Here is a 26361-nt window from a genome sequence, read left to right on the forward strand (position 1 = left end):
CGGTCGGGGCTGCCGATGGTATCAGTGGGGCAGGTGGGGACCTGACGCAAAGTGCCACTTCTTCAGTTTCGTCGTGACGAAAAATGCCTGCTTGACAGGCTCGTCCCGGCTTGGAATATAGGGTCGCGCGCCGCCTCACGCGGCGCTGGGGGATTTACGAATGCAGGATGACGCCCGCAACGGCAGCCTGGGCGGCCTCAAGGTCATGGTCATCGACGACTCGAAGACCATCCGACGCACGGCCGAAACGCTGCTCAAGCGCGAGGGCTGCGACGTGGTCACCGCCTCGGACGGCTTCGAGGCGCTGGCGAAGATCGCGGACCAGCAGCCGCAGATCATCTTCGTCGACGTGATGATGCCCAGGCTGGACGGTTACCAGACCTGTGCGCTGATCAAGAACAACCAGAACTTCAAGGCCACGCCGGTGATCATGCTGTCCTCCAAGGACGGCCTGTTCGACAAGGCCCGCGGTCGCATCGTCGGTTCGGAGCAGTACCTGACCAAGCCGTTCACCCGCGAAGAACTGCTCGACGCGATCCGCAAGCACGTCAACGCCTGACCGGGGGGTAGGGCACCAATGGCACGCATTCTCCTGATCGAAGACTCGCCGACCGAGTCGGCGGTGATGTCCCAGCTGCTCGAGCGCAACGGCCACGAGGTCATCACCTCCGGCAGCGCCGAGGACGGCATCGAGACCTGCCGCCGCGAACGGCCGGACCTCGTCCTCATGGACGTCGTCCTGCCGGGCATGAACGGCTTCCAGGCCACCCGCGCGCTCTCGCGCGACGCGGACACCAAGGCCATTCCTGTGCTGATCGTCAGCACCAAGGGCATGGACACCGACAAGGCATGGGGCCTTCGCCAGGGCGCGAAGGACTACATCGTCAAGCCGCCGCGCGAGGACGAGCTCATCGCGCGCATCAACGAAGCGTTGGGCGCCTGACGATGGACATCACGATGAGCCCGTTCGACGTGCTCGTCGACTACGAGCGCCGCTCGCTCGCGCATGTCGCGGGCCTGCCGGAACAGCTCGACGCGCCCGGCCTGTGGCGCGGCGTCGGCTATCGCGTCGGCTCGCGCCGCCTCGCCTCGGAGTTCGGCGAGGTCCGCGAAATCCTTTCCGTCCCGCAGATCACGCCGGTGCCCGGCACGCAGCCGTGGATGCTGGGCGTGGCCAACGTGCGCGGCGGCCTGCTGCCGATCGTCGACCTCAAGCAGTTCCTCGAGGGCGAGCGCACGGTTCTGAACGAATCGATGCGCGTGCTGCTGGTGCGCCAGCCCGGCGGCGACGTCGCGGTGCTGGTCGACGAGCTGTTCGGCCAGCGCTCGTTCGTCGAGGAACAGCAGCTTTCCGAGGACGACACCGCGCCGCTGGCCCAGGGCCGCTACGCGCATTTCGTCGATCGCGCCTACCACCTGGGCGGGCATGTCTGGGGCGTCTTCAGCCTCGACCGCCTCGCCCGCACCCCCGAATTCCGACAAGCCGCCAACTGACGGCCCCGAGCACGAAGACCTGAGGTTCAACTCATGAGCACCACGATGGATAACGTCGCCGGCAAAGGCCGTGACATCAAAGTCAACACCTGGGTGGCGTTGCTGATCGGCTCGCTGGTCGTGCTCGGCGCGAACGTCGGTTACGCGTCGTACAAGGCCGGCCGCCTCAGCGGCGCCTCGTCGGGCGCCTCGGAACTGCAGGTGCTCTCGCAGCAGCTCGCGGTGCGCGGCACCGAGGCGGTCGGCGGCAACGCCGAAGCCTTCAAGAGCTTCCGCGACACCAAGGTGCGCATCGACCAGAACGTCGAATCGCTGAAGTCCACCTGGGGCGACGACAGCCGCGCCGGCGGCGCCGTGCAGCAGGTCGCGCAGACCTGGGGCGAGGTCGGCAAGAAGGCCGAGCAGGTGCTGGGGTCGGAGCAGGCGATCGTCGAGCTCGCCGGCCATGCCGACAAGTTCAACCAGACGCTGCCGAACTTCCAGGCCACGCTCGACGAGCTGGTCCGCGCCATGTCGGCGTCGGGCTCGCCGTCGTCGCAGGTCTACATCGCGCTGCGCCAGGTCGTGTTGTCCGGAACGATGGCGCGCCGCATCGCGGAAATCCGCAGCGGCGGCCCCGGCGCGCAGGCCGCGGGCGACGCGCTCGGCCGCGACGCCAACCTGTTCACCACGGTGCTCGCCGGCCTGAACAAGGGCGACGACGCCAATCGCATCCTGCCGCTGACCGCCGGTCCGGCCGTCGCGCAGCTGCGGCAGGTCGAGCAGCAGTGGGCGGCGATGAGGAAGGATCTCGACGCGATCACCGCGAGCTCCGGCAACCTCGTCGGCGCGCAGAAGGCGGCCGACGACATCACCGCGCAGTCGGGCCGGATGCTCGCCGACTCGCAGAAGCTGTTCGGCGCGTTCACCTCGATCGGCTCGATCAAGGACACCAGCCTGCTCGGCAACATCTGGATCTCGATCGCCGCCGGTGCGCTGACGCTGCTGTCGATCCTCGGCCTGCTCTACGCGCTGAAGAAGCAGCAGGACCGTCGCTACCAGACCACGAAGGAACTCAACGACCGCAACCAGGAGGCCATCATGCGCCTGCTGGACGAAATGGGTTCGCTGGCAGAAGGCGACCTGACGGTGAAGGCGACGGTCACCGAGGACATGACCGGCGCGATCGCGGACTCGATCAACTTCGCGGTCGAGCAGCTGCGCAGCCTCGTGCAGACGATTACCGACACCTCGGTGCAGGTCGCGGCCAGCGCGCAGGAAACTCAGGCCACCGCCATGCAGCTCGCGGAAGCCGCGGAGCACCAGGCGCAGGAGATCGGTTCCGCCTCGGAGCGAATCACCGAAATCGCGGCCAGCATCGACCAGGTCTCGCGCAACTCCGCGGAGTCCGCGGAAGTGGCACAGCGCTCGGTGGAAATCGCGACCAAGGGCGCCGGCGTCGTGCGCCAGACGATCCAGGGCATGGACTCGATCCGCGACCAGATCCAGGAAACCTCGAAGCGAATCAAGCGCCTCGGCGAGTCGTCGCAGGAAATCGGCTCGATCGTTGAACTCATCAACGACATCTCGGAACAGACGAACATCCTCGCGCTGAACGCCGCGATTCAGGCGGCCTCGGCCGGTGAGGCGGGCCGCGGGTTCGCGGTCGTGGCCGACGAAGTGCAGCGACTCGCAGAGCGCGCGTCCAACGCGACGAAGCGAATCGAGACGCTGGTCCAGACGATTCAGAGCGATACCAACGAAGCGGTGTCGTCGATGGAGCAGACGACGTCCGAGGTGGTCGCCGGTGCACGCCTCGCCGAGGACGCGGGTACCGCGCTGGGCGAGATCGAAAAGGTGTCGACCGACCTGTCGAACCTCATTCAGGGCATCTCGCAGGCCGCGCAGCAGCAGTCCTTCGCGGCGACCAACATCACGCAGACGATGACCACGATCCAGTCGATCACCGCGCAGACCTCGCAGGGTGCGAGCCAGACGGCCGCCTCGATTGGAAACCTCGCGCAGCTGGCGGCGGATCTTCGCCGTTCGGTCGCCGACTTCAAGCTGCCCGCCTGACCTGCAATCCGGACGACCGACGAAATGACTTGGCACGCACCTGGCCGCCACCGCGCATCGAGCGCGCCTTCCCTTGAGGATGGCGCGACGTCCGCGGCAGGCCCGGCGCGAGGTGCACGATGATCGCGATGCGCGAAGTGATCGATACGACCACGCTCGGCTGGATCAAGCCGGAACTCGACGAGACCCTGCGCCAGGCGCGGCAGGAGATCGAGGCGTTCCTGGAGGATCCCGCCGACTCCGCGCCAATGCGCGCCTGTGCCACGCTCCTGCACCAGGTGCGCGGCACGCTGCAGATGATCGAGCTCGACGCGCCGTCGATGGTCGCCTCCGAGATGGAGCGGCTGGCCAGCGCTTTGCAGGCCGGGCAGGTGGCCGATCGCGATGAAGCCTGCGCCGCGCTGCTGCGCGGCGTCGTGCAGTTGCCGGACTACCTCGAGCGCCTGCAGGGCGGCCATCGCGACATCCCGATCGTGCTGCTACCGCTGCTCAACGAGCTGCGCGCGGCGAGGGGCGAGGCGGGGCTCAGCGAGAGCGTGCTGTTCTCGCCGGACATCGAGCGTCCGGTGCCGGGCGCCGCGCAGGCCGATGCCGGCATCGATGCGCAGGCCGCGCTCGGCCGGCTCTCCGCCGCGATCGCGAGCTGGCCCGAGAACGGCGAGCCCACCGATGCGAACGGTGTCGTCGCGGCGCTGGGCGAGCTGATGCGCGCAGGCGGCAGCGAGCCGGTGCAGCGCATGCTGTGGGTCGCCGAGGGCGTGGCCACGTCGCTCGCCGACGGCGCGATGCCCAGCAGCCGCGGCCTGCAGCAGGCGTTCGCGGGCGTCGAACGTGCCGCGCGCGACGCCACCTCGAATGACGGCATGACCCTGTCGGCCGGCGATGCCGCGGCGGAGCCCACCCGCCAGCTGCTGTATCACGTCGCCCACAGCGGCGCCTCGCATCCGCGCCTGGACGACATCCGCGAGACCTTCGACCTCGACGCGCAGCGCCCGAGCGAAAGCGAGATCGCGCATGCGCGCGGCTCGCTGAGCGGCCGCAACCGCGCGCTGCTCGACACCGTGTCGGCGGCGATCAAGGAAGACCTGATGCGCGTCAAGGACGCGCTCGACATCCACCTTCGCACCGGCCGCATCGAAGTGGCCGAGCTGCGCCCGCAGGTCGACGCGCTGACCCAGGTCGGCGACACGCTCGGCATGATGGGCCTGTCCACCGCGCGCGGCGTGGTAATGCAGCAGCGCGACGCGATGGCCGACGTGGTCGACGGCCGCCGCCCGGCCGACGAGCACGCGCTGCTCGACATCGCCGGTGCGCTGCTCTACGTCGACGCATCGCTCGACGACCAGGTCGCGCGCCTCGGCCTCGAAGACGCCGACACCGGCGACGACGCGCTCGCGCGCGAATCGCGCAAGGTGCTCGACATCGTCGTCCGCGAGACCATCGCCAACTTCGGCGACGCGCGCCAGTCGTTCGTCGCCTTCGTCGAGACGGGCTGGGACCACGCGGAACTCGCCGAAGTGCCGCGCCTGCTGGACGAGGTCGCCGGCGCGATGCGCATGGTGCAGCTCGCCGTGCCCGCGCAGTATCTCGACGCCATCGCGCGTTACTCGCAGAACGTGCTGATCGACCGCCGCCACGTCCCGACCGGCGCCGAGCTCGATGCGCTGGCCGATGCCCTTGCCAGCCTCGAGTACTACCTCGAGGCGCTGCGCGACCATCGCCCGAACCGCGACGGCATGCTCGACATCGCCAGGTCGAGCATGGAATCGCTGGGTTACTGGCCGGTGCCCGCTGCGGCGCCGGTGGCCAATGTGGTCGCTGACGTGCCGGTCGACGCCGAGCCGGCGGTCGATGCCGCCATCGCCGAAGTGCTGCATCCGGAAACCGCCGACGCGCACGCCGCGCCGGTCGTCAACGGCAGCGACGACGAGGCCGTGCTCGAGCACATCGCCGAGTCGCTCGCGGTCATCGACCTGCAGGCGCGCGACGAGGAAACGCCGACCGTGCACGATCCGGTCGCGCTCGAAGCCGATGTCGTCGACGCGGTCGCTGCCGTGCCGGCGCTGCCTGCGGGCGATGCGATCTTCGGCGGCTTCGAGGCGAGTGCCGACATCGACGACGACATCCGCGAGGTGTTCCTCGAAGAACTGTCCGAGGAGATGGAAAACCTCGCCGCGCTGCTGCCGGCGTGGAAGGCGGTGCCGAACGAGATCGAGCGCCTGCGCCCGGTTCGACGCGTCTTCCACACGCTCAAGGGCAGCGGCCGCCTCGTCGGCGCCAAGGTGCTCGGCGAGTTCAGCTGGAAGATCGAGAACATGCTCAACCGCGTGCTCGACGGCACGCGTCCGCCGACCCCGGCGGTCGCGGCGCTGATCGACCAGGCGGTCGACACGCTGCCGCAGTTCCACGCCGCGCTCGCCGGCAATGCGTCGGTGACGGCGGATCTGGCAGGTCTCGAAGCGATCGCCGATCGCCTGGAGAAGGGCGAGGAAGCCTTCTACACCGGTCCCGTGGCCGCTCCGGCGGTTGCGCCCGTAGTCGAAACGCCGGTCGCCGCGCCGGTGCAGGTGCCCGTCGAGGATCTCGGCGAGCCCGCCTATGTCGATCCGGTGCTGCTGGAGATCCTCGCGACGGAGGTCGACGGGCATCTTGCGACCATCGACGACTGGCTGGAGAACGCGCGCCGCCAGCCGCAGCCGGCGGAAGACCGCCTGCAGCGCTCCATCCACACGCTCAACGGCGCGTTCGCGATGACCGAGGTGCCGGTTATTCCGGCGATCACCGGTCCGACCGAGGCCTACATCAAGCGTCTGCTCGCCAGCGGCAATGCCGCAACGCCGGAAGGCGTCGAAGCGATCGCCGACGTGGCCGCGGCCATCCGCACCACCCTCGCGCGCCTGCAGGCCGAGCGCCCGCACGTGCCGCGTTTCGAGGGCCTGTCCGAGCGCGTGCTCGCGCTGCGCGACAGCCTGCCGGATGCGCGCCACATGACGCCGGTCGATCCGATCGAGGCGTCTGCGAACGAGGATTTCGAGCAGCTCGAAGCCGCGCAGGTGGAAGCCGAACGCGCCGATGCCGCACGTGCCGCGGAAGAAGCCGCGCGCGCCGAAGCCGAGCGCATCGCTGCCGAAGAGGCGGCCCGCGAGGCCGAGCGCGTCGAGCAGGAACGCATCGCCGCCGAACAGGCGGAGGCCGAGCGCCTCGAGGCCGAGCGCATCGCGACGGAGCAGGCGGAAGCCGAACGCGCCGCGGCGGAAGAAGCCGCGCGTATCGAAGCCGAGCGCGTCGCCGCCGAGCAGGCCGAAGCCGAGCGTGTCGCCGAAGAGGCTGCGCGTGCCGAGGCCGAGCGACTGGAGCAGGAACGCGTCGAAGCCGAGCGCGTGGCGGCCGAGGAAGCGGCCGAGGCCGCACGTCTCGAAGCCGAACGCGTCGAGCGACTCACCGCCGAACAGCAGGAAGCCGAGCGCATCGCGGCGGAAGAAGCCGCGCGTGTCGAAGCCGAGCGCGTCGCCGCGGAGCAGGCCGAAGCCGAGCGCATGGCCGCCGAAGAAGCGGCACGCGCCGAGGCCGAGCGTCTGGAGAACGAGCGCCTCGAGGCGGAGCGTCTCGAAGCCGAACGCATCGCCGCCGAACAGGCGGAGGCCGAGCGTCTTGCCGAAGAGGCCGCCCGCGCCGAAGCCGAGCGCGTCGAGCAGGAACGCCTGGAAGCCGAGCGTCTCGAAGCCGAACGCATCGCAGCCGAGCAGGCCGAAGCCGAGCGCATGGCCGCCGAAGAGGCGGCCCGTGCCGAGGCCGAGCGCCTCGAACAGGAGCGCATCGAAGCCGAACGCGTCGCCGCCGAGCAGGCGGAAGCGCGCCGCGTCGAGGAAGAACGGCTGGCCGCCGAGCGTGCCGAACAGGCACGTCTCGAGGCAGAGCGACTGGAAGCCGAGCGCGCCGAGGCCGAGCGCCTGGAAGCGCAGCGTCGCGAACAGGCCCGCATCGAGGCGCAGCGCGCCGAGAGCGAGCGTCTGGAGCGCATCGCCGCCGAACAGAAGATGGCCGAGCAGGTGCGTGCGGCGATCGCCGCGGCGGCCGCCGCCGTGCAGGCTGGCGCCGCGATGCCGAGCGACCTCGTCGACGAGGCCGACCCGGAATCCGCGCTCGACCTCACGGGTCTGGACCCCGAACTCGTCGACATCTTCGTCGAGGAAGGCGTCGACCTGCTCGACCATTCCGACGGCCTCCTCGCGCAGTTGCGCCAGCATCCGGACGACCGCGAGACGCTGGTCGGCCTGCAGCGCGACCTGCATACGCTGAAGGGTGGCGCGCGCATGGCCGGCATCATGGCCGTGGGCGAACTCGGCCACGTCATGGAGTCGCTGCTGGAGTCCGTCGTCGAGCATCGCGGCGAACTCGGCCGCGATGGCGTGCCTCTGCTCGAGCGTGGTTTCGACCGCCTGCACGCGATGGTCACCCGCGTCGGCGAGCGCCGCGCGATCGGCATGCCGCTGGCGCTCATCGCGCAGTTCGAGGCGCGTGCCCGCGGCGAAGTGCTGGCGATGCCCGCCGAAGCGCCGCGCGCACCGGAGATGCCCGAGCCGGTCGCGGACCTCAAGCCGCTGTCGGCGCCGATCGGCGAGCAGCCGATCCCGGTGGACGAGGACGACATCGCCGTCCGCGCGCCGCAGGAGCAGGTGCGCATCCGTGCCGACCTGCTCGACAGGCTGGTCAACTACGCCGGCGAGGTGGCGATCTACCGCGCGCGCCTCGAGCAGCAGCTCGGCGCGTTCCGCTCCGCGATCGCGGAAATGGAAGCGACGAACACGCGTATGCGCGACCAGCTGCGCCGCCTCGAAATCGAGACGGAGGCACAGATCGTCGCCCGCTACCAACGCGAGGACGTGGCGGAGGCGACGTTCGACCCGCTGGAGCTCGACCGCTTCTCGACGCTGCAGCAGCTGACCCGTGCGCTCTCCGAGTCCGCGGCCGACCAGACCTCGCTGCAGACCACGTTCGACGACCTGACCCGCCAGTACGAGACGCTGCTGCTGCAGCAGTCGCGCGTGTCCTCGGAGCTGCAGGAAGGCCTCATGCGCACGCGCATGGTGCCGTTCGACGGCCTGCTGCCGCGCCTGCGTCGCGTCGTGCGCCAGGCCTCCGGCGAGATGGGCAAGCAGGTCGTGCTGCGCCTGGACGGCACGCAGGGCGAACTGGACCGCAACGTGCTCGAGCGCATGACCGCGCCGCTGGAGCACATGCTCCGCAACGCCGTGGCGCACGGGCTCGAGTCCACCGACGCGCGCGTCGCCGCCGGCAAGCCCGAGGAGGGCACGATCCGCATCGCGGTGCGCCGCGAGGGTTCGGAAGTCGTGCTGGAGGTCGGCGACGACGGTCGCGGCCTCGATCGCGAAGCGATCCGTCGTCGCGGCATCGAGCGCGGCCTGATCCGCAGCGATGCGGTGATCGCCGATTCCGACCTCGACATGCTGATCTTCGAGCCGGGCTTCTCGACGGCCGACGAAGTCAGCCGCCTCGCCGGTCGCGGCGTCGGCATGGACGTGGTCGCCTCGGAAGTGCGCCAGCTCGGCGGCACGATCGACATCCACACCAACAAGGGCCGCGGCACGACGTTCGTGCTGCGCCTGCCGCAGACGCTCGCGGTCACCCAGGCCGTGTTCGTGCGCATCGGCGAGACCGCGTTCGCGGTGCCGATCGCCTCGGTGCGCGGCGTGGGCCGCATCTCGCGCGACGAACTCGCCAAGGCGATGGAGAGCGAGGACGGCGGCAGCTTCCGCTACGGTGGCGAGGACTACGCCGTGCACGACCTGGGTCGCCTGCTCGGCCAGGCGCCGGCGAAGGCCGACGGCCTGCTGCAGGTGCCGCTGCTGCTGATCCGCGCGGGCGAACTGCGCGCGGCGGTCACCGTCGACCAGGTCATCGGCAACCGCGAAATCGTGGTCAAGCCGGTCGGCCCGCAGGTCGCCTCGGTGCCGGGCATCTTCGGCGCGACGATCATGGGCGATGGCCGCGTGGTCGTGATCCTCGACGTCGCCCCGCTGGTGCGCCGCCAGGCGACGCTGCCTCGCGGCGTCATCGAGCCGCCGGCCCCGGCCGTCGAGCATCGCGCGGTGCCGCTGGTCATGGTGGTCGACGACTCGGTCACCATGCGCAAGGTCACCGGCCGCGTGCTGGAACGCCACGGCTACGAGGTGGCGACGGCGAAGGACGGCATCGATGCGCTGGAGCGCATGGCCGAGCGCGTGCCCGACCTGATGCTGCTCGACATCGAGATGCCGCGCATGGACGGCTACGAGCTCGCGGCCGCGATGAAGAGCGACTCGCGCCTGCGCGACGTGCCGATCGTGATGATCACCTCGCGTACCGGCGAGAAGCATCGCCAGCGCGCGTTCGAACTCGGCGTCAACCGCTACCTCGGCAAGCCGTACCAGGAGCCGGAGCTGATGCGCAACGTCAACGAGCTGCTCGGACGGGTGCCTGCACATGAGTGATACGAGCCGTCGAGTCGCCCTGCTCGCGCGTCCCGGCGCCGCCCGCGACTGCGTGCGCGGCGCCCTGCTGGAGGTCGGCGCCGACATCGTCGCCGAGGAGGATCCGGGCGCGACGTCGCCCGAGGCGATCCGCGAGTCCTCGCCGCAGGTGCTGATGATCGTGCTCGACGCGGTCAGCGAAGGTGCGCTGGACCGTTTCGACAGCATGCTGGGCGATCCGCAGATCGAGGTGATGTTCGAGGAGGCCGACGTTGCCGCCTCGCGCGACGGCTGGGAGGCCGCACGCTGGCGCCGCCACCTCGCCGCCAAGCTGCACCATCGCGACGACGTGCTGCCGCCGGTCGCCGGCGCCGAGCTGGTGCCGGCGGTCGACGCGCTCTCCCTGAGCATCGAGGAGCTGATCAGCACCGACGAGCCGGACTTCCCGCCGGCGGCGCAGGACGCGCTCCCCGAGCTCGCGACCGGCGGCAATGATTTCTCGATCTTCGATCCCGCCGCGGCCGAGTCGGCCGAGGGCAGCGCCGGTGATTATTCGCTGACTGTCGGCGGCCTCGAACTCGAGGCGACCGCGTTCGACGACGCGCCCCCCGCGGTCGACGCGGGCCTGACGCTCGAAGGCGGCGACTACGACGCGCTGCCGCCGGTGACCGGCCCCGATTTCGCCGCGAGCGACTTCGACCCGCTGCTGGCGGAACTCGACGCCGAGCTGCCCGACTTGCCGCTGCCCAAATCCGCGCTTCCCGAGGCCGACTGGCAGGGCGGCCTCGTCGAGGACTTCGTGCCCGCCGACGAGGTGTCCAGCGAGGACGTGGCGCCAGCCCCGGCCGTCCCGCCGCCGATGCCTGCCATGAGCTTCGGCGAGCTGAGCCTTGCCGACGACGCCGCGCCGCTGCACGTATCGAGCGCGCCGACGCGCACCCACGACCTCGGCGACCTCGAGCGTCGCATCGCCTCGCTCGAGCTGGTCGACGACAGTCGTACCGGACTGGTGCTGGTGCTCGCCGGCATCGGCGGCCCGGACGCCGTGCGCCAGTTCCTCGGCGCGCTGCCCGCGCGTTTCGACCGCGCCGTGCTGATCCGCCAGCGCCTCGACGGCGCGCGTTACGACAAGCTCGTCGCACAGCTGCAGCGCGCCAGTGCGCTGCCGGTGACGCTCGCCGACGCGGGCCAGATGCCGCAGCCGGGGCAGGTCTACGTGCTCGGCGACGACATCGGGCTCGACGAGGCCGGCGCATTCGTCTCCGGCGATACCGAATTCCTGGTCGACCGCCTGCCGCCGGTGGGCAGCGGCGTCGTTGTGCTCAGCGGCGCCGACCCGACGCTCGCCGACGGCATCGCGATGCTGATCGGCAAGGGCGCCTTCGTCGGTGCGCAGGCGCCGGAAGGTTGCTATGACGCCGCGGCAGCCTCAGCGCTCGCGTCCCGCGGTGCGACGTCCGCACCGCCCTCCGAACTCGCAGCACAGCTCGCCGGCCGCCAGGGCCGCTGAGGAGATCGCCGTGTCCAAAAAGAAGCGCAATCGCCGTCCGTCGTCGCCCGCGGTGGCCAACGCCCCGGTGATGCCGGTCGCCAACGACCGCATCGACTCGTCCGGCGTGACGGTCGAGCCCGCCGACACGGTCGAACCGGTAGTCGACGCCGTGCTCGCGCATGCCGCGGCGATGGCCCGCATCGAGCCGCCGGAGGACGACCTGCCGGACGCGCCGATCGAGCCTATGGCGCCAGCCGTCGTGACCACGCCGCAGCCCGCCGCCTGGGCGGCGCAGGAATCCGGCGACATCCGAGGCGTGTTGATCCAGGTCGGCGGCGGGCGGCTGTTGCTGCCGAACGCCACGATCGCCGAGGTGCTGTCCTACGCCGAGCCGGAAGCCGATGGCTCCGGGGTGGACTGGATGCTCGGCAAGTTCCGCTGGCGCGGCTGGCAGTTGCCGCTGATCGCGTTCTCGCGCCTGGCGGGCATCGGTGACGACACACCGGGCCTGGGCAGCAAGGTCACCGTGCTCAAGGCGCTCGGTGGCGATCTGCGCACGCCGTTCTTCGCCATCGTGACGCAGGGCTTCCCGCGCCTGGTCACCGTGTCGCGCAGCGCGCTGAGTGTCGAATCGCAGGACATGCTGCCGTCGGGCGTGCAGGCCTACGTGCGGCTCAACGACGAGCCCGCGCTGCTGCCAGACCTCATTCAGGTCGAGCAGCGCCTGCGGGAGTTGCGCGAAGCCGCCTGATCGGACCGCGGACGCGTCGAAAAGGGCCGCCTTGGGCGGCCCTTTTTGCGTCAAGCCTCAGGCGAGGTCGCCGAAGCGGGCCTGCAGGGCCGCGATGGCCGCGAGGCCGGCCGTCTCCGTGCGCAGGATGCGCGGGCCCAGGCGCAGGCCCTCGAAACCCGCCGCCCGCAACTGCTCGCGATCGAGCGGTGACCAGCCGCCCTCCGGGCCGACGGCGATCGCGATGCCGGCCGCCGGGTCGATGCTCATCGACGGCAGCGCATGCACGCCCTGCGGATCGAGCAGCAGGCGCGTGGCAGGCAGTTCCGCCGCGGACAGTGCCGACTGCAGCGACACCGGCGCGGCCACCGCCGGCACCACCGCGCGGCCGCACTGCTCGCAGGCCGAGGCCACCACGCTGCGCCAGTGCTCCAGGCGCTTGGCGGCGCGATCGCCGTCGAGCTTCACGTCGCTGCGCTGCGACCACACCGGCACCACCGCGTGCACCCCGAGCTCGGTGGCCTTCTGCAGGATCAGGTCCATCTTCTCGCCCTTGGCCACGCCCTGCAGCAGCACCAGGCGCAACGGCGACTCGCGCTCGACCGGCGTCGCCTCGCCGATGCGCAGCCGCGCCTCGCGCTTGCCGACCGCGGCGATCGACGCCGTGTAGTCATGGCCGTCGCCGTTGAACACGATGCAGGCGTCGCCCACGCCGAGGCGCAGCACGCGGGTGAGGTGCGCGGCCGCGCCGTCGGGCAATGCGATCTCGGCGCCCGGCGACAGCGCATCGGGCACGAACACACGGGTCAGGCGCACGTGGGGTCTCCGAAGGCGGCGTCGATGGCGTGCCGCGTGGTGTCGGCGAGCAGGTCGAGCGCGTCGTCGCCGATGCAGTAGGGCGGGAACCAGTAGAGAACGTCGCCCAGCGGGCGCAGCAGCACGCCGCGGGCGATGGCTTCGCGATACGCGCGCAGGCCGCGGTTGCCGGAGATCTCGACGGCGGTGCCGTCCTTGCCGCTGCCGGTGCTCATTTCGATGGCGACGATCATGCCGGTCTGGCGCACGTCGACCACGTTCGGATTCGTGCGGAACGCGGCGGCGCGCTCGGCCATCTTCGCCGCGGTGCCGCGGTTGCGTGCGATGACGTCGTCGCTCTCGACGATCGCGAGCGAGGCCAGCGCCGCGGCGCAGCCCAGCGGATTGCCGGTGTAGCTGTGCGAATGCAGGAAGGCGCGCTCGCGCGAGTCGTCGAGGAAGCCATCGTAGATGCGCTGCGACGTCAGCACCGCCGCCAGCGGCAGCGAGCCGCCGGTGAGCCCCTTGGACAGGCAGAGCAGGTCGGGCGCGATGCCGGCCTGCTCGCACGCGAACATCGTGCCGGTGCGGCCGAAACCCACCGCGATCTCGTCGGCGATCAGGAAGATGCCGTGCGCGTCGCAGAGATCGCGCACGCGGCGCAGGTAGGCCGGATGATGCATGCGCATGCCGCCCGCGCACTGCACCAGCGGCTCGAGGATCAGCGCGCAGACCGTTTCGCCATGCTCGGCCAGCATTGCGGCCAGCGCATCGGCGGCACGGTGCGCGTGTTGCTCCGCTGTCTCGTTGGCAGCTGCCTGAAATGCGTCGGGCGACGGCGCGAACAGCGCCTCGGCCAGCAGCGGTGCGTAGACGCGTCGATACAGCGGGATGTCGCCGACCGCGAGCGCGCCCAGCGTCTCGCCGTGATAGCTGTTCTCCAGCGCCACGAACTTCGTGCGCTGCGCCTCGCCCGCATTGCGGAACCAGTGGAAGGCCATCTTCAGCGCGACTTCCACGCCGGCCGAGCCGTTGTCGGCATAGAAGACCTTCGACAGCGGCGCGCGCCCGGCCTGTCGCGGCGCGATCGCCAGCAGCTTCTCGGCCAGCGTCACCGCGGGCTCGTGCGTGCAGCCGGCGAGGATCACGTGTTCGAGCGTGCGCGCCTGCGCCGCGATCGCCTCGGCGATGCGCGGCTCGGCGTGGCCGTGGATGCAGGTCCACCAACTCGACACCGCGTCGAGATAGCGGCGACCGTCGAAGCCGTGTAGCCATTCGCGGTCGCCGCGCTGGATCGGCAGCAGCGGCAGCACGTCGGGGTGCTCGCGCATCTGCGTGCACGGGTGCCAGACGACATCGAGGTCGCGCCGCCGCCATGCGTCGGCGGAACGTTCGCAGCCCCCTGCTAGGATGGGCGCATCGTGATCGAGCCTGTTCATTCCCCCATTATCCCGCGTCGCGCCGGCCCGCCGGGGAGGCCCGCATGAAGACGCTGCCGACCATCCATGGCGTGACCGAGCACGACGCCGGGCCGTACCGCCTGGAGCGGCTCGACCTCGAGTTCAGCAACGGCGAGCGCCGCCAGTTCGAGCGCCTGCACGGGCGCGGGCATGGCGCGGTGGTGGTGGTGCCGATGCTCGACGACGAGACGGTGCTGCTGGTGCGCGAGTACGCCGCGGGTTTCCACCGTTACGAGCTCGGGTTGGTGAAGGGCCGCATCGACGCCGGCGAGACGGCCGAGCAGGCGGCGGATCGCGAGCTGAAGGAAGAAGCCGGCTACGGCGCGCGCTCGCTGCTGCGGCTGCGCGAGCTGTCGCTGGCACCGACCTACATGAGCCACAAGGCGCAATTGGTCATCGCACGCGACCTCTACGAGGAGCGCCTGCCCGGCGACGAGCCCGAGCCGCTCGACGTGGTGCCGTGGAAGCTCGATGCGCTGGGTGAGCTGATCCTGCGCGAGGATTTTTCCGAAGGCCGCTCGATCGCGGCGCTGTTCATCGCCCGCGAGTGGCTGAGGTCGCAACGTGATTGATGCATCCCTGCGCGAGGCGGTGATCGCGCTCGCGGTCGACGCCGCCCGCGCGATCCTCGGCGTGTACGAAAACGACTTCGACGTCGAGCGCAAGAAGGACGCCTCGCCGCTCACCGAGGCCGACCTCGCCTCGCACCGCTGCATCGCCGACGGCCTCGCGCGGCTCACGCCCGATATCCCGGTGCTGTCGGAGGAGGCCGAGCACAAGGTCGCGCCCGAGATACGCCGCGAATGGCGGCGCCTGTGGATCGTCGATCCGCTCGACGGCACGCGCGAGTTCGTCAAGCGCAACGGCGAGTTCACGGTGAACGTCGCGCTGGTCGAGGACGGCGTGGCCAGCTGGGGCGTGATCCAGGCGCCGGTAACCGGCACGATCTGGCACGGGGGCGGCGCTCTCGGTGCGTTCCGCCGCGAACGCCTCGACGGTGAGGACCTCGCGCTGCGCGTGCAATCGCCCGCCGGCGTGCCGACCAAGGTCGCGGCCAGCCGGTCGCATCGCGACGGCCGCAGCGAGGCCTTCATCGACGCCATGCGCGCGCGCGGCGAGGTCGAGCAGCTCAACCTCGGCTCGTCGCTGAAGTTCTGCCGAATCGCCGACGGCGGGCTCGACATCTATCCGCGCTTCGGCCCGACCTGCGAATGGGATACCGCCGCCGGGCAGGCGATTCTCGAAGGCGCGGGCGGGCAGGTCGTCGACCCGCGCGGCCGGCCGCTGCGCTACAACGTACGCGACACGCTGCTCAACGGCGATTTCGTCGCCATCGGTGATCCGCACATGCCGTGGCGCGACTGGGCCGCGGCCGCGCAGAAGGCGGTCGCATCGTGACGATGCCCGGTGATCCGCGCGACGTCGCCACGCTGCTGTCGATCATGGCGAAACTGCGCGATCCCGACGGCGGCTGCCCTTGGGACCTGCAGCAGAACTTCGCCACCATCGCGCCGTACACGATCGAAGAGGCCTACGAAGTCGCCGACGCGATCGATCGCGGCGATATGGACGACCTGCGCGGCGAACTCGGCGACCTGCTGCTGCAAGTGGTCTTCCATGCGCGCATTGCCGAAGAGCAGGGCAGCTTCGCCTTTGGCGACGTCGTGCAGGCGATCAACGAGAAGATGGTGCGCCGGCATCCGCACGTCTTCGGCGATGCCAGCTTCGAGGATGCCGAAGCGCAGACCGCGAGCTGGGAAGCGATCAAGCGTGCCGAGCGTGCGTCGAAGGGCGAGGCCGACACGTCGCTGCTCGCCGGCATCGCGCGCGGCCTGCCGGAATGGCAGCGCGCGGTGAAGCTGCAGAAGCGCGCCGCGACCATCGGTTTCGACTGGCCGGGCCCTGCGCCGGTCATCGGGAAGCTGCACGAGGAAATCGAGGAAGTGCGCGTGGAGTTCGCTGCGCTCGCGGACGGCGACGAAGCCGCGCGCGACCGGCTGGAGGACGAGATCGGCGACCTGCTGTTCGTCGCCGCCAACCTCGCGCGCCACGGAAGGGTGGATCCCGGCGTGGCGCTGCGTCGCGCCAATGCCAAGTTCGAGCGGCGCTTCCGCGCGATGGAGCGGCTCGCCGCCGCCGACGGGATCGATCTTGCGGAGCTCGACCTCGATGCGCAGGACGCTTACTGGAACCGCGCGAAAGCCGAGGAAAAGGCGGCGAAGTAAGCGATGCGATGACGCCGCATCGGTGCGCGTGTCAGAGCTTTACCCGCCCGAGAAGAATGTCCTTGAACATCACCCAGTCGCCCATCAGCGACCAGAGCGGGTGCTTGAAGGTGGCCGGCCGGTTCTTCTCGAAGATGAAGTGCCCGACCCATGCGAAGCCGTAGCCGCACAGCGGCGCGCCGATCAGCCAGCGCGCGTCGCGCGTGACGATCGCGGCGACGAGGAAACCGAGCACGCCGAGGCTGCCGACGAAATGCAGCCGCCGGCTGATCGGATGCGCGTGCTCGGTCAGATAGAACGGATAGAACTCGCGGAAGCTCGAGAAGCGACGCATCGATCGGCTCCGTCAGTCGAGGAAGATCAGCCAGCCGGCGACGACGATCATCGCGAAGCCCGCCCAGTGGTTCCACTTCAGCGGCTGGCCGAGATACCAGGTCGAGAACACCGCGAAGACCAGCAGCGTGATGATCTCCTGCATGCCCTTGAGCTGCGGCGCGCTGTAGACATTGCTGCCGATCCGGTTGGCCGGCACCTGCAGGCAGTATTCGAACAGCGCGATGCCCCAGCTGGCGAGGATCACCCAGCGCAGCGGCGCGCCTTTGAACTTGAGGTGGCCGTACCAGGCGAACGTCATGAAGACGTTGGCGGCCATGAGCAGGAGGGGACTGAGGATGCGTTCGTTCATCGAGATCAGGACGAGTTGAGAGAAATGGACCGTCTTCACGGCGCATAGACTGGCAGCCGGGCACCTTTCACAAAACTGAAGGAGGGCTCCCCTGATGCAGACCAACCGAGACGGCGGCCTCGTCCTCATCATCGAGGACAACCGCAACATTTCCGAGATGATGGGCGAATACCTCGAAAGCCGCGGCTTCGAGGTGGACTATGCGGCCGATGGCCTCGACGGCTACCGCCTGGCGGCCGAGAACAGCTACGACGTGCTCGTGCTGGACCTCATGCTCCCGCGCCTGGACGGCGTGGAAGTGTGCAAGCGGCTGCGTGAGGAAGCCCGCAAGTCGACCCCGGTGCTGATGCTGACCTCGCGCGACACGCTCGACGAGAAGCTCACCGGCCTGTCCGCCGGCGCCGACGACTACCTGACCAAGCCGTTCGCGATCCAGGAACTGGAGGCCCGCCTGCGCGCCCTGATCCGCCGCGAGCGCCGGCAGGTCGGTGGCGAGGTGCTGAAGGTCGCCGACCTGGTCCTCGACCCGGCCAGCCTGCGCGTGACCCGCGGCGGCGTCGAGCTGCAGCTCTCGCCGATCGGCCTGCGCCTGCTGACCATCCTGATGCGCGAATCGCCCCGCGTGGTGAGCCGCCAGGAGATCGAGCGCGAGATCTGGGGCAACGGGTTGCCGGACTCCGACACCCTGCGCAGCCATCTCTACAACCTGCGCAAGACCATCGACAAGCCTTTCGACAAGCAATTGCTGCACACGGTGCAGTCGGCCGGTTACCGTATCGCGGACATTTCCCAGCCGCCGGAGTAATCCGGCGACCGCATGCCGCACGGGCTTCCCCGGAAAATCAAGGTCGCGTTCATCATCCAGGCTCTCATCGCGAGCCTGGTGATGGCGCTCGGCATCGCCTGCACGGAGCTCGGCGTCCGGCAGGTGCTGCTGCGCGAGCGCCTGGCCGACGAGGCCCGGGTCGCCTGGGAGGAAGCCGGCTCGGGTGCCACGCTGCCGTACAACTCGCGCATGTCCAGCTACTTCGTGGCCGCCGATGCGCCGGTCACGGGTCTGCCGGCCCAGCTGAGAGCGCTGGCGCCGGGCTACCACATCCCGTGGTGGGGCGGCCCGGCGGTAATCGTCGACCGCCGCTCCGCCGGCACCGTCTATGTGAGCCTCAATCCGCGCTTCACCGATGACGCCGTGTTCTGGACCGGCGGCCTGAGCCTGCTGCTGGCGCTGCTGGCGACCTATCTCGCGGCCTGGATGACCTACCGGATCTCGCGCCGCATGGTGGCGCCGGTGAGCTGGCTCGCCGGGATCGTCGCGCGCTGGGATCCCCTCGCGCCGGATGCCGCCGCGCTCGCGCCGCAGAACCTGCCGGTGGATTCCGGGCTGGAGGTGCGTCGACTTGCGCATGCGTTGCGCGGCATGGCCACGCGCGTGGGCGAGTTCGTCGACCGCGAGCGCCGCTTCACCCGCGACGCCAGCCACGAGCTGCGCACGCCGCTCACGGTGATCCGCGTGGCCTCCGACATCATGGCCGGCGACCCGGAGATCCCCGAGCGCTCGCGCCGCGCGGTCGGCCGGATCCAACGCGCGGGCCACGACATGCAGGCGGTGATCGACGCCTTCTTCATCCTCGCCCGCGACGCCGAGATCGACGCCGAGAGCGAGCGCTTCGACATCCACGAGGTGGTCGACGACGAGGTCGAGCTTGCGCGCACGCTCCTCGGAACGAAGCCGGTCGAGATCGCGGTGCGTGACGACGGCGGCGGCGTGATCGACGCGCCGCGCCGCGTGCTCTCGCTGATGGTCGGCAACCTGCTCAGCAACGCCGTGCGCTTCACCGAGCGCGGGCGCGTCGAGGTGGTGCTGGCCCCGGATCGCATCGAGGTGCGCGACACCGGCGTCGGTATGTCCCGCGAGACGCTGGCCAAGGCCTTCGACGCGTTCTACCGCCACGACCGCGACGGCGGTGGCGAGGGCATGGGCATCGGCCTGTCCATCGTGCGCCGGCTGGGCGAGCGGTTCGGCTGGCCGGTCGAGCTCGAGAGCGCGCCCGGCGAAGGCACCACCGCGATCATCCGCTTCCGTCGCTGAGCTCCTGTCAACGGAACGCGCATCGGTGCGTTCATATCGTTGACGCATTTCCGCATTCCGAATCCGACGATCCCGCATGAGCCGACCCGGTTCTTCCGTTCCCCGTCCCGCGCGCCGCCGCGGCCCCCTCCTGATCGCCGCTGTTGCCCTGATCGCGTTGGGCGGCCTGTGGTACTGGAAATCGCACAAGGCCGCGGCGGACGACGCCGGCGGCTACCGCACGGCGCGCGTCGAGCAGGGCGACATCCGCGTGGTGATCTCCTCTACCGGCCAGCTGAGCGCGATCTCGACCGTCGTGGTGGGTTCGGAAGTCTCCGGCCGCGTGACCGACGTACTGGTCGACTTCAACGACCGCGTGACCAAGGGCCAGGTGCTCGCGCGCCTGGATCCCAGCACCTATGAGGCGCAGATCGCGCAGGGCAACGCGGCGATCGGCGCGGCGCAGGCCAATTCCGTCGAAGCCGCGGCCGCGCTGCGCAACGCCGAGCTCGACTACCAGCGCAAGGCCGCACTCGGCCGCGACAAGCTCGTCGCGCAGGCCGACGTCGACCTCGCGCGCGCAACGCTCGAGCGCGCGCGCGCGGCGCTGATCGCCAGCCGCGCGCAGATCGCGCAGCAGCAGGCCGGCACGCGCACGGCGCGCCTCAACGTCGGCCGCAGCGAGATCCGCTCGCCGGTCGATGGCGTGGTTCTGACGCGAACCGTCGAGCCCGGCCAGACGGTGGCCGCGAGCCTGCAGGCGCCCGAGCTGTTCAAGCTGGCGGAAGACCTGTCGAAGATGAAGATCGAGCTGGCCGTCGACGAGGCCGACATCGGCCAGGTGCGCGTCGGCCAGCGCGCCACGTTCACCGTCGACGCCTTCCCGGACCGCCGCTTCAACGGCGAGGTCTCGCAGGTGCGGCTGTCGGCGACGACGACCAACAACGTCGTGACCTATCCGGTGGTGATCGAGGTCGACAACCAGGACGGCAAGCTGCTGCCCGGCATGACCGCGAACGCGGAGATCGAGGTCAGCAACCGCAGCGGCGTGCTGCGCGTGGCCAATGCCGCGCTGCGCTACAAGCCCAGCGACGAGGAAGCCGCCGCGCTGCAGGCGCAGGCCGGCCAGCCCCCGCAGGGTGCCGCCGGTGGCCGCATGGGCATGGCCGACGACCTGCAGAAGCTGGCGACGTCGCTGGATCTCACCGCACCGCAGCGCGAGGCTTTCGACGCGGCGATCAAGGAGATGCGCGATCGCATGCAGGCGCGGCAGGCGCAGGCGGGCGCGCAGGCGCAAGGCGGTAATCGCCTCTTTGGCGGCGGCCCGGGCGGCCCTGGCGGTGGCGCGCGTGGCGGCGCGGGCGGGCAGAACGTGGGCGCGATGCGCCAGCGCATGGCCGAACGCATGGCGCAGCAGTTCGCCGCGTTCCGCGCCACCCTGAATCCCGCGCAGCAGCAGGCCTGGGATCGCGGGCTCGACGAGATGGCGGCTGCGCGCCGCGCCCCGCTGTACGTGCTGGACGCGGGCAAGCCGAAGATGGTGATGGTGCGCCTCGGCGCGAGCGACGGCTCGTACACCGAGGTCTCCGGCACCATCAAGGCGGGCGACACGGTGATCACCGGCGTGGAGCGCAAGGCGAAATGACCGCTGCCGTCATCGAGACGCGCGGCCTCGGCAAGGTCTATTCGCCCGGCACCGAGGCCGAGGTCGTCGCGCTGCGCGGTGTCGAGCTGTCGATCGGGCGCGGCGAGTTCGTCGCGATCATGGGCCCGTCGGGTTCGGGCAAGTCCACGTTGATGAACCTGCTCGGCTGCCTGGACACGCCGACGGAGGGCGTCTACCTCTGCGACGGAGTCGACGTAGCCACGCTCGACGCCGAGCAGCGCGCCACGCTGCGACTGCGCACGATCGGCTTCGTGTTCCAGGGCTTCAATCTGCTTACGCGGCTGGATGCGCTGGAGAACGTCGCGATGCCGCTCGGCTATGCGGACATCGCCCGCAGCGAGCGCCTCAAGCGCGCACAGGAAGCGCTGGAAGCCGTCGGCCTCGGCGCACGGGTGCGCCATCGCCCCAGCGAGCTCTCGGGCGGCCAGCAGCAGCGCGTGGCGATCGCGCGCGCGCTGATCAATCGCCCGCCGGTGATCCTGGCCGACGAGCCTACAGGCGCGCTCGATACGAAAACCGGAGAGGAGATCCTCGCGCTTTTCAAGCGCCTGCGCGACGACGGCCATACCGTCGTGCTGATCACCCACGATCCGGAAGTGGCCGCGCATGCCGACCGCGTGTTCGTGATGCGCGACGGCGAGCTGCATCCGCAGACCGACGAGACGCGCGTGCCCGACATCGCGCCGCCCGATACCGGCCCGTGGACGGAGGGCGCGACATGAAGTTCACCGAAACCCTCCGCACCGCGACGTTCTCGCTGCGCGGTAACTGGCTGCGCAGTGCGCTGACTTCGCTCGGCGTGATCATCGGCATCGCCGCGGTCATCGTGATGGTGTCCGTCGGGCAGGGCACACAGGCGGAGATCGACAAGCTGGTGTCGGGCCTGGGCTCGAACCGGCTCGACATCAGTCCGGGCGCCGGTCGCGGCATGGGCGGCGTGCGCATGTCGTCGAGCTCGTTCTTCACGCTCACGGAGGACGATGCGACCGCGATCCGCGAGGAAGTGCCCGAGGTCGAGCGCGTCACCGGTACGCTGCGCGGCAGCACGCAGGTGGTGTTCGCCGAGAACAACACGCAGTCGTCCTGGCAGGGCGTGCAGGAAGACTGGTTCGCGATCAACGGCTGGGAGCTGGCCGGTGGCGAAGGCTTTTCCGGTTCGGATTACTCGGGCGGCAAGTCGGTGATCCTCGGCGAGACCGTGCGTCGCGAGCTGTTCGGCGACGAGGAAGCCGTCGGCCAGACCGTGCGCCTCGGGCGCGTGCCGTTCACGGTCGCGGGCGTGCTCAAGTCGAAGGGACAGGGCGGCTTCGGCCAGGACCAGGACGATCTGGTCGTGGTGCCGCTGGAGACCGCGCGTCGCCGCCTGATGGGCGCGATGGGCCTGCCGGCCGGCGCGGTCATGCAGATCGCGGTGGGCGTGGCGGACGCGAAGGATCTCGACTACGCGCAGGGCGAAATCGAGGCGCTTCTGCGCCAGCGCCATCGCATCCAGCCGGGCGAGGAGGACGACTTCAGCGTGCGCAACATCGCCGAGGTGGTCGCCACGCGTACGCAGGCGACGCGGCTTATGTCGCTGCTGCTCGGTGCCGTCGCGAGCATTTCGCTGATCGTCGGCGGCATCGGCATCATGAACATCATGCTGGTCTCGGTGACCGAGCGCATCCGCGAGATCGGCCTGCGCATGGCGGTCGGTGCGGGGCCGCGCGACATCCAGCGCCAGTTCCTCGCCGAGGCGATGCTGATCTCGCTGATCGGTGGCGCGCTCGGGATCCTGATCGGCATCGGCGGTGCGCTCGCGGTCGAGAAGTTCGGCTCGCTGCCGGTGAAGCTCGACGGCAGCGTGATCCTGCTGGCCGCGGGTTTCTCGATCGCGACGGGCCTGTTCTTCGGCTTCTACCCGGCGCGCAAGGCGTCGCGGCTGGATCCGATCGAGGCGCTGCGTTCGCAGTAGGCGCAGGCGCACGGTCGGCAAAAAAAGGAAGGCGGCCCGAAGGCCGCCTTCCTTCGTTACGACGCTATCAGCGCGAGTACAGCAGGATGTTCGGCGAGCCGCTGCCCGGGCTCGTCACCTTGCTGGCGGTGCCGTTGGTCTTGAGCCAGCTGCGCACCTGCGAAGGCGTGGCCGAGGGCGCGCGCTGCAGGTAGAGCGCCGCGGCGCCGGCGACGTGCGGCGAGGCCATCGAGGTGCCGCTGATGGTGTTGGTCGCCGAGGTGCTGGTGTACCAGGCCGACTTGATCGAGCTGCCCGGTGCGAACAGGTCGAGGCAGGAGCCGTAGTTCGAGTACGACGCGCGTGCGTCGGTCGAGGTCGTGGCGCCCACCGTGATCGCACCCGAGGCGCGCGCCGGCGAGTAGTTGCAGGCGTTCGAGGCGTCATTGCCCGCGGCCACCACGACGGTCACGCCCGCGTTGGCGAGATTGTTCACCGCGGTGTCGACCGCCGAGGAGGCGCCGCCGCCGAGCGACATGTTGGCCACCGCCGGCTTGACGTGGTTGGTGCGCACCCAGTCGATGCCCGCGATCACGCCCGAATTGGTGCCCGAGCCATTGCAGCCCAGCACGCGCACGGGCACCAGCTTCACCGACTTGGCGACGCCGTAGGTCGAGCCGCCGACCGTGCCGGCGACGTGCGTGCCGTGGCCATTGCAGTCGGTGGTGCCGCGACCGTCGCTGACCGCGCTGTAGCCCGACAGCATGCGGCCGCTGAACTGCGAGTGCGTGCCGAGGATGCCGGTGTCGATGATGTAGGCGCGCACGCCCGAACCGGTGTAGTCGTACACGTAGGTGCCATTGAGCGGCAGCGAGCGCTGGTCGATGCGGTCGATGCCCCAGGTGGCGCCGCTCTGCGTGGCGTTGATGGAGATCGTCGCGTCCTCCTCGATCATCGCGATGCGCGGATCCTTGAGCATGCGTGCGATCTGCGCTTCCGAGGCGCGAACCACGAAGCCCTGCACCGCGTTGCGGTAGACCATGCGCACGTCGCCGCCGTGCTTGGCGGCCAGGTCGACCGCCGCGTTCTCGGCTGCGCGGGCGAGGCCCTGCTCGCGTGCGAGGCTGGCCTGCACGGGCAGCTGCGACGGGTTCAGAACGACGATGTACTGTCCTTCGATGCGGTTCTTCTGGGCGCGGACCAGCGTGCCGGCGCTGGCAGCGGTCGAAACGAGGGACAGGGAAATAGCGACGGCGAGGACGTGCTTGGCGTTCATTGCTGCTCCATCAGTCTGTGAGGGGGAGTAGGCCGATCGGTCTGGAGGGCGGCCGTTGCGCCGGCGGGAACACGGCGCCGGGGGACAATCCAAACGATGGTTGAACGATGTCAACCAAAAGATGGCCGGGTTTGCTGGCCGAATGCGTTATATGACCGGGCTTCCGTCACGAGCGCCGGCCGCAAGTAACGGATCCATAAGGAGTTTCGGTCAGTTTGGCGCCCGTGGAAGTCATCTCGGATCAGTCAGTTACGTGATGGTCCCGTCAAGATCGATGTTGCGGTGCACCGTCGCGTTGCGGCCGTTCGACAGGTCGGGGCGAAGCGTCGGCCGCTATGCTCGGCGGGCGTCCAACCGAGGAAAGCTGATGCGATTCGCGCCCCTTCTGCTGCTCGCTCTGGCGTCCGCCGCCGCCGCCGCCGCGCAGTCGCTCCCCGTCGCGGCTCCGGGCCGCACCGCGCTGGTCATCCACGGCGGCGCAGGCTTCGTGCCGCAGGAATCGCTGACCGACGCCGACCGCAAGGAGATCGACGAGACCCTCAATCGCGCGCTCGACGCCGGCAACGCCGTGCTGCAGAAGGGCGGCCCGGCGCTGGACGCCGTGCAGGCGGCGATCCTGGTGCTGGAGGAGTCGCCGCGCTTCAACGCCGGCAAGGGCGCGGTGTTCAATGCGCGCGGCGGGCACGAACTCGATGCCGCGGTAATGGAAGGCCATACCCGGCGCGCCGGCGCGGTGGCGGGCGTCACCACGGTGCGCAATCCGATCCGGCTGGCGCGTGCGGTAATGGAGCGCAGCCCGCACGTGATGCTGGCCGGCGAGGGCGCGGAAGCCTTCGCCGATACACAGAAGGACATCGAACGCGTCCCCAACGGCTGGTTCGACACGCCGCACCGCCGTCGACAGCTCGAAGAGGCCCAGCGCAAGGAGCAGGCGCAGCGCGCTGCCGTTCGCGCACCCGGAGACGACGGCAACGACGGCCGACGCTACCTCGGCACCGTGGGCGCGGTGGCGCTGGACCGCGACGGCCACATCGCTGCGGGCACCAGCACGGGCGGCATGACCAACAAGCGCTGGGGCCGCGTCGGTGACGCCCCGATCATCGGCGCCGGCACCTGGGCAGACGCCGGCTGCGGCGTTTCGGGCACGGGCTGGGGAGAGTTCTACATCCGCGCCGGCGCCGCCCGCGACATCTGCGCCCGCGTCGAATACCGCGGCGAGACGCTGCAGGCGGCGGCGGACGAAGTGATCAACAAGGTGATCCCGGCGATGGGCGGCGACGGCGGCGCGATCGCACTGGACATCGAGGGCAACATCGCGATGCCCTTCAACAGCGGCAGCATGTTCCGTGGCTGGATCCGCCCGGACGGCAGCCGCGGCGTGGCGATCCACGGGGAAGGCACGACGCGCTGAGGCAGGCTGCGACGCGGCCGGCACGCGATTGCGGGCCGCGGTCGCGGATCGGCCGATCGACCGGCGGCGCCGGGAACGCCGCGTGCCACAATCCCGCACGGCGTGGACCGGGGATCCGCGCCGCCTCCCGCAGTCGCAGGACACGGCGGAGCCCCGGCCCGACCGTCGCCACGAGACACCGCCATGGCCGACACCGTCGGGCACCTGCCGCGCCACCCGCTGCGCATCGTCAAGGCCGCCAAATGGTCGTTCCAGGGCCTGTGCGCGGCCTGGCGGCACGAGTCCTCGTTCCGCCTCGAGGTCTGGTTGTTCGTCGTGCTGGCGCCGCTGGCCTGGTGGCTCGGGCAGTCGGGCGTGGAGCGCGTGCTGCTGATCGGCTCGATGCTCGCGGTGATCGCCGTCGAGCTGCTCAATTCCTCGGTCGAGGCGGTGATCGAGCGCTATGGCGCCGAGTTCCACGAGCTCGCCGGACGCGCCAAGGACATGGGCTCGGCGGCGGTGTTCGTGATGATGCTCAACGTGCTCCTGACGTGGGGCGTGATCCTCCTCCCGCGCCTGATCGCTCCGGACGCGTAAACTGCGCGACCCCTGACCTGCGGATACG

22 protein-coding genes are annotated in these 26361 nt (G+C 70.1%); 17 read left to right on the top strand and 5 right to left on the bottom strand.

Annotated features, from left to right (window positions below; translation table 11 throughout):
- Positions 1-160 precede the first annotated feature (160 nt).
- The 7 genes from pilG (at position 161) to IE066_RS00590 (ending at position 12262) form a co-directional block, all read left to right on the top strand.
- Complete coding sequence (pilG, locus tag IE066_RS00560) at positions 161-559, top strand: twitching motility response regulator PilG (RefSeq protein ID WP_189446396.1); 399 nt, start codon at positions 161-163, stop codon at positions 557-559.
- Positions 560-577: 18 nt separating this feature from the next.
- Positions 578-943, top strand: coding sequence for a response regulator (locus tag IE066_RS00565; RefSeq protein WP_189446397.1), 366 nt, complete (start codon positions 578-580; stop codon positions 941-943).
- Between the two features lie 14 nt (positions 944-957).
- Positions 958-1494: a chemotaxis protein CheW gene (locus IE066_RS00570; RefSeq protein WP_189446398.1), complete on the top strand. Its 537-nt coding sequence runs from the start codon at positions 958-960 to the stop codon at positions 1492-1494.
- Positions 1495-1527: 33 nt separating this feature from the next.
- Complete coding sequence (locus IE066_RS00575; protein ID WP_189446399.1) at positions 1528-3549, top strand: methyl-accepting chemotaxis protein; 2022 nt, start codon at positions 1528-1530, stop codon at positions 3547-3549.
- A gap of 119 nt (positions 3550-3668) precedes the next feature.
- A complete protein-coding gene (locus tag IE066_RS00580) occupies positions 3669-10040 on the top strand; it encodes a hybrid sensor histidine kinase/response regulator (RefSeq protein WP_189446400.1) in 6372 nt (2123 codons plus the stop codon).
- Complete coding sequence (locus tag IE066_RS00585; protein WP_189446401.1) at positions 10033-11529, top strand: chemotaxis protein CheB; 1497 nt, start codon at positions 10033-10035, stop codon at positions 11527-11529. Before IE066_RS00580 ends, IE066_RS00585 begins: the two co-directional genes overlap by 8 nt.
- A gap of 10 nt (positions 11530-11539) precedes the next feature.
- Complete coding sequence (locus IE066_RS00590) at positions 11540-12262, top strand: chemotaxis protein CheW (protein WP_229790610.1); 723 nt, start codon at positions 11540-11542, stop codon at positions 12260-12262.
- Between the two features lie 57 nt (positions 12263-12319).
- On the opposite strand, the gene IE066_RS00595 is transcribed toward IE066_RS00590, so the two are convergent.
- Positions 12320-13057 (bottom strand): 16S rRNA (uracil(1498)-N(3))-methyltransferase, encoded by a 738-nt coding sequence (locus tag IE066_RS00595; protein WP_189446402.1) that lies wholly within the window; start codon positions 13055-13057, stop codon positions 12320-12322.
- Positions 13048-14475, bottom strand: coding sequence for an adenosylmethionine--8-amino-7-oxononanoate transaminase (gene bioA / locus IE066_RS00600; RefSeq protein ID WP_189446403.1), 1428 nt, complete (start codon positions 14473-14475; stop codon positions 13048-13050). Before bioA ends, IE066_RS00595 begins: the two co-directional genes overlap by 10 nt.
- A gap of 44 nt (positions 14476-14519) precedes the next feature.
- Here bioA and nudE point away from each other — a divergent pair, with 44 nt between their 5' ends.
- Genes nudE through mazG form a run of 3 tightly spaced genes read left to right on the top strand, consistent with a single transcriptional unit; the run spans position 14520 to position 16721 of the window.
- Complete coding sequence (gene nudE / locus IE066_RS00605) at positions 14520-15068, top strand: ADP compounds hydrolase NudE (protein ID WP_189446404.1); 549 nt, start codon at positions 14520-14522, stop codon at positions 15066-15068.
- Complete coding sequence (cysQ, locus tag IE066_RS00610; RefSeq protein WP_189446405.1) at positions 15061-15894, top strand: 3'(2'),5'-bisphosphate nucleotidase CysQ; 834 nt, start codon at positions 15061-15063, stop codon at positions 15892-15894. Before nudE ends, cysQ begins: the two co-directional genes overlap by 8 nt.
- A 2-nt stretch (positions 15895-15896) precedes the next feature.
- Entirely contained in the window at positions 15897-16721 is an 825-nt protein-coding gene (gene mazG, locus IE066_RS00615; protein ID WP_189448680.1) for a nucleoside triphosphate pyrophosphohydrolase, read from the top strand.
- Positions 16722-16752: 31 nt separating this feature from the next.
- Here the strand turns inward: mazG and IE066_RS00620 are convergent, their stop codons facing one another.
- Entirely contained in the window at positions 16753-17055 is a 303-nt protein-coding gene (locus IE066_RS00620) for an Mpo1-like protein (protein ID WP_189446406.1), read from the bottom strand.
- Positions 17056-17067: 12 nt separating this feature from the next.
- The gene (locus IE066_RS00625; RefSeq protein WP_189448683.1) at positions 17068-17406 is read right to left on the bottom strand and encodes a DMT family protein; all 339 of its coding nucleotides are present in this window, start codon (positions 17404-17406) and stop codon (positions 17068-17070) included.
- Positions 17407-17500: 94 nt separating this feature from the next.
- On the opposite strand from IE066_RS00625, the gene IE066_RS00630 reads away from it, so the two are divergent.
- The 5 genes from IE066_RS00630 (at position 17501) to IE066_RS00650 (ending at position 23091) form a co-directional block, all read left to right on the top strand.
- Positions 17501-18211 (top strand): response regulator transcription factor, encoded by a 711-nt coding sequence (locus tag IE066_RS00630; RefSeq protein WP_027081995.1) that lies wholly within the window; start codon positions 17501-17503, stop codon positions 18209-18211.
- 12 nt (positions 18212-18223) lie between these two features.
- Complete coding sequence (locus IE066_RS00635) at positions 18224-19495, top strand: sensor histidine kinase (RefSeq protein ID WP_189446407.1); 1272 nt, start codon at positions 18224-18226, stop codon at positions 19493-19495.
- A gap of 76 nt (positions 19496-19571) precedes the next feature.
- The gene (locus IE066_RS00640; protein ID WP_229790611.1) at positions 19572-21119 is read left to right on the top strand and encodes an efflux RND transporter periplasmic adaptor subunit; all 1548 of its coding nucleotides are present in this window, start codon (positions 19572-19574) and stop codon (positions 21117-21119) included.
- Positions 21116-21862, top strand: coding sequence for an ABC transporter ATP-binding protein (locus IE066_RS00645; RefSeq protein ID WP_189446408.1), 747 nt, complete (start codon positions 21116-21118; stop codon positions 21860-21862). The genes IE066_RS00640 and IE066_RS00645 overlap by 4 nt, the downstream gene beginning before the upstream one ends.
- Positions 21859-23091 carry an ABC transporter permease gene (locus IE066_RS00650; protein ID WP_189446409.1) on the top strand — a complete coding sequence of 411 codons (1233 nt, stop codon included), beginning with the start codon at positions 21859-21861 and terminating at the stop codon, positions 23089-23091. The genes IE066_RS00645 and IE066_RS00650 overlap by 4 nt, the downstream gene beginning before the upstream one ends.
- A 67-nt stretch (positions 23092-23158) precedes the next feature.
- Here the strand turns inward: IE066_RS00650 and IE066_RS00655 are convergent, their stop codons facing one another.
- Positions 23159-24346, bottom strand: coding sequence for a S8 family peptidase (locus IE066_RS00655; protein WP_189446410.1), 1188 nt, complete (start codon positions 24344-24346; stop codon positions 23159-23161).
- Between the two features lie 367 nt (positions 24347-24713).
- Here IE066_RS00655 and IE066_RS00660 point away from each other — a divergent pair, with 367 nt between their 5' ends.
- Both IE066_RS00660 and IE066_RS00665 read left to right on the top strand, forming a co-directional pair.
- A complete protein-coding gene (locus IE066_RS00660; RefSeq protein WP_189446411.1) occupies positions 24714-25757 on the top strand; it encodes an isoaspartyl peptidase/L-asparaginase family protein in 1044 nt (347 codons plus the stop codon).
- A 183-nt stretch (positions 25758-25940) separates the two neighbouring features.
- The gene (locus IE066_RS00665) at positions 25941-26333 is read left to right on the top strand and encodes a diacylglycerol kinase (RefSeq protein WP_189446412.1); all 393 of its coding nucleotides are present in this window, start codon (positions 25941-25943) and stop codon (positions 26331-26333) included.
- Positions 26334-26361 lie beyond the last annotated feature (28 nt).

Origin of the sequence: Cognatilysobacter xinjiangensis (assembly GCF_014651995.1) — a bacterium.
In the GTDB taxonomy this organism is placed as follows: domain Bacteria; phylum Pseudomonadota; class Gammaproteobacteria; order Xanthomonadales; family Xanthomonadaceae; genus Cognatilysobacter; species Cognatilysobacter xinjiangensis.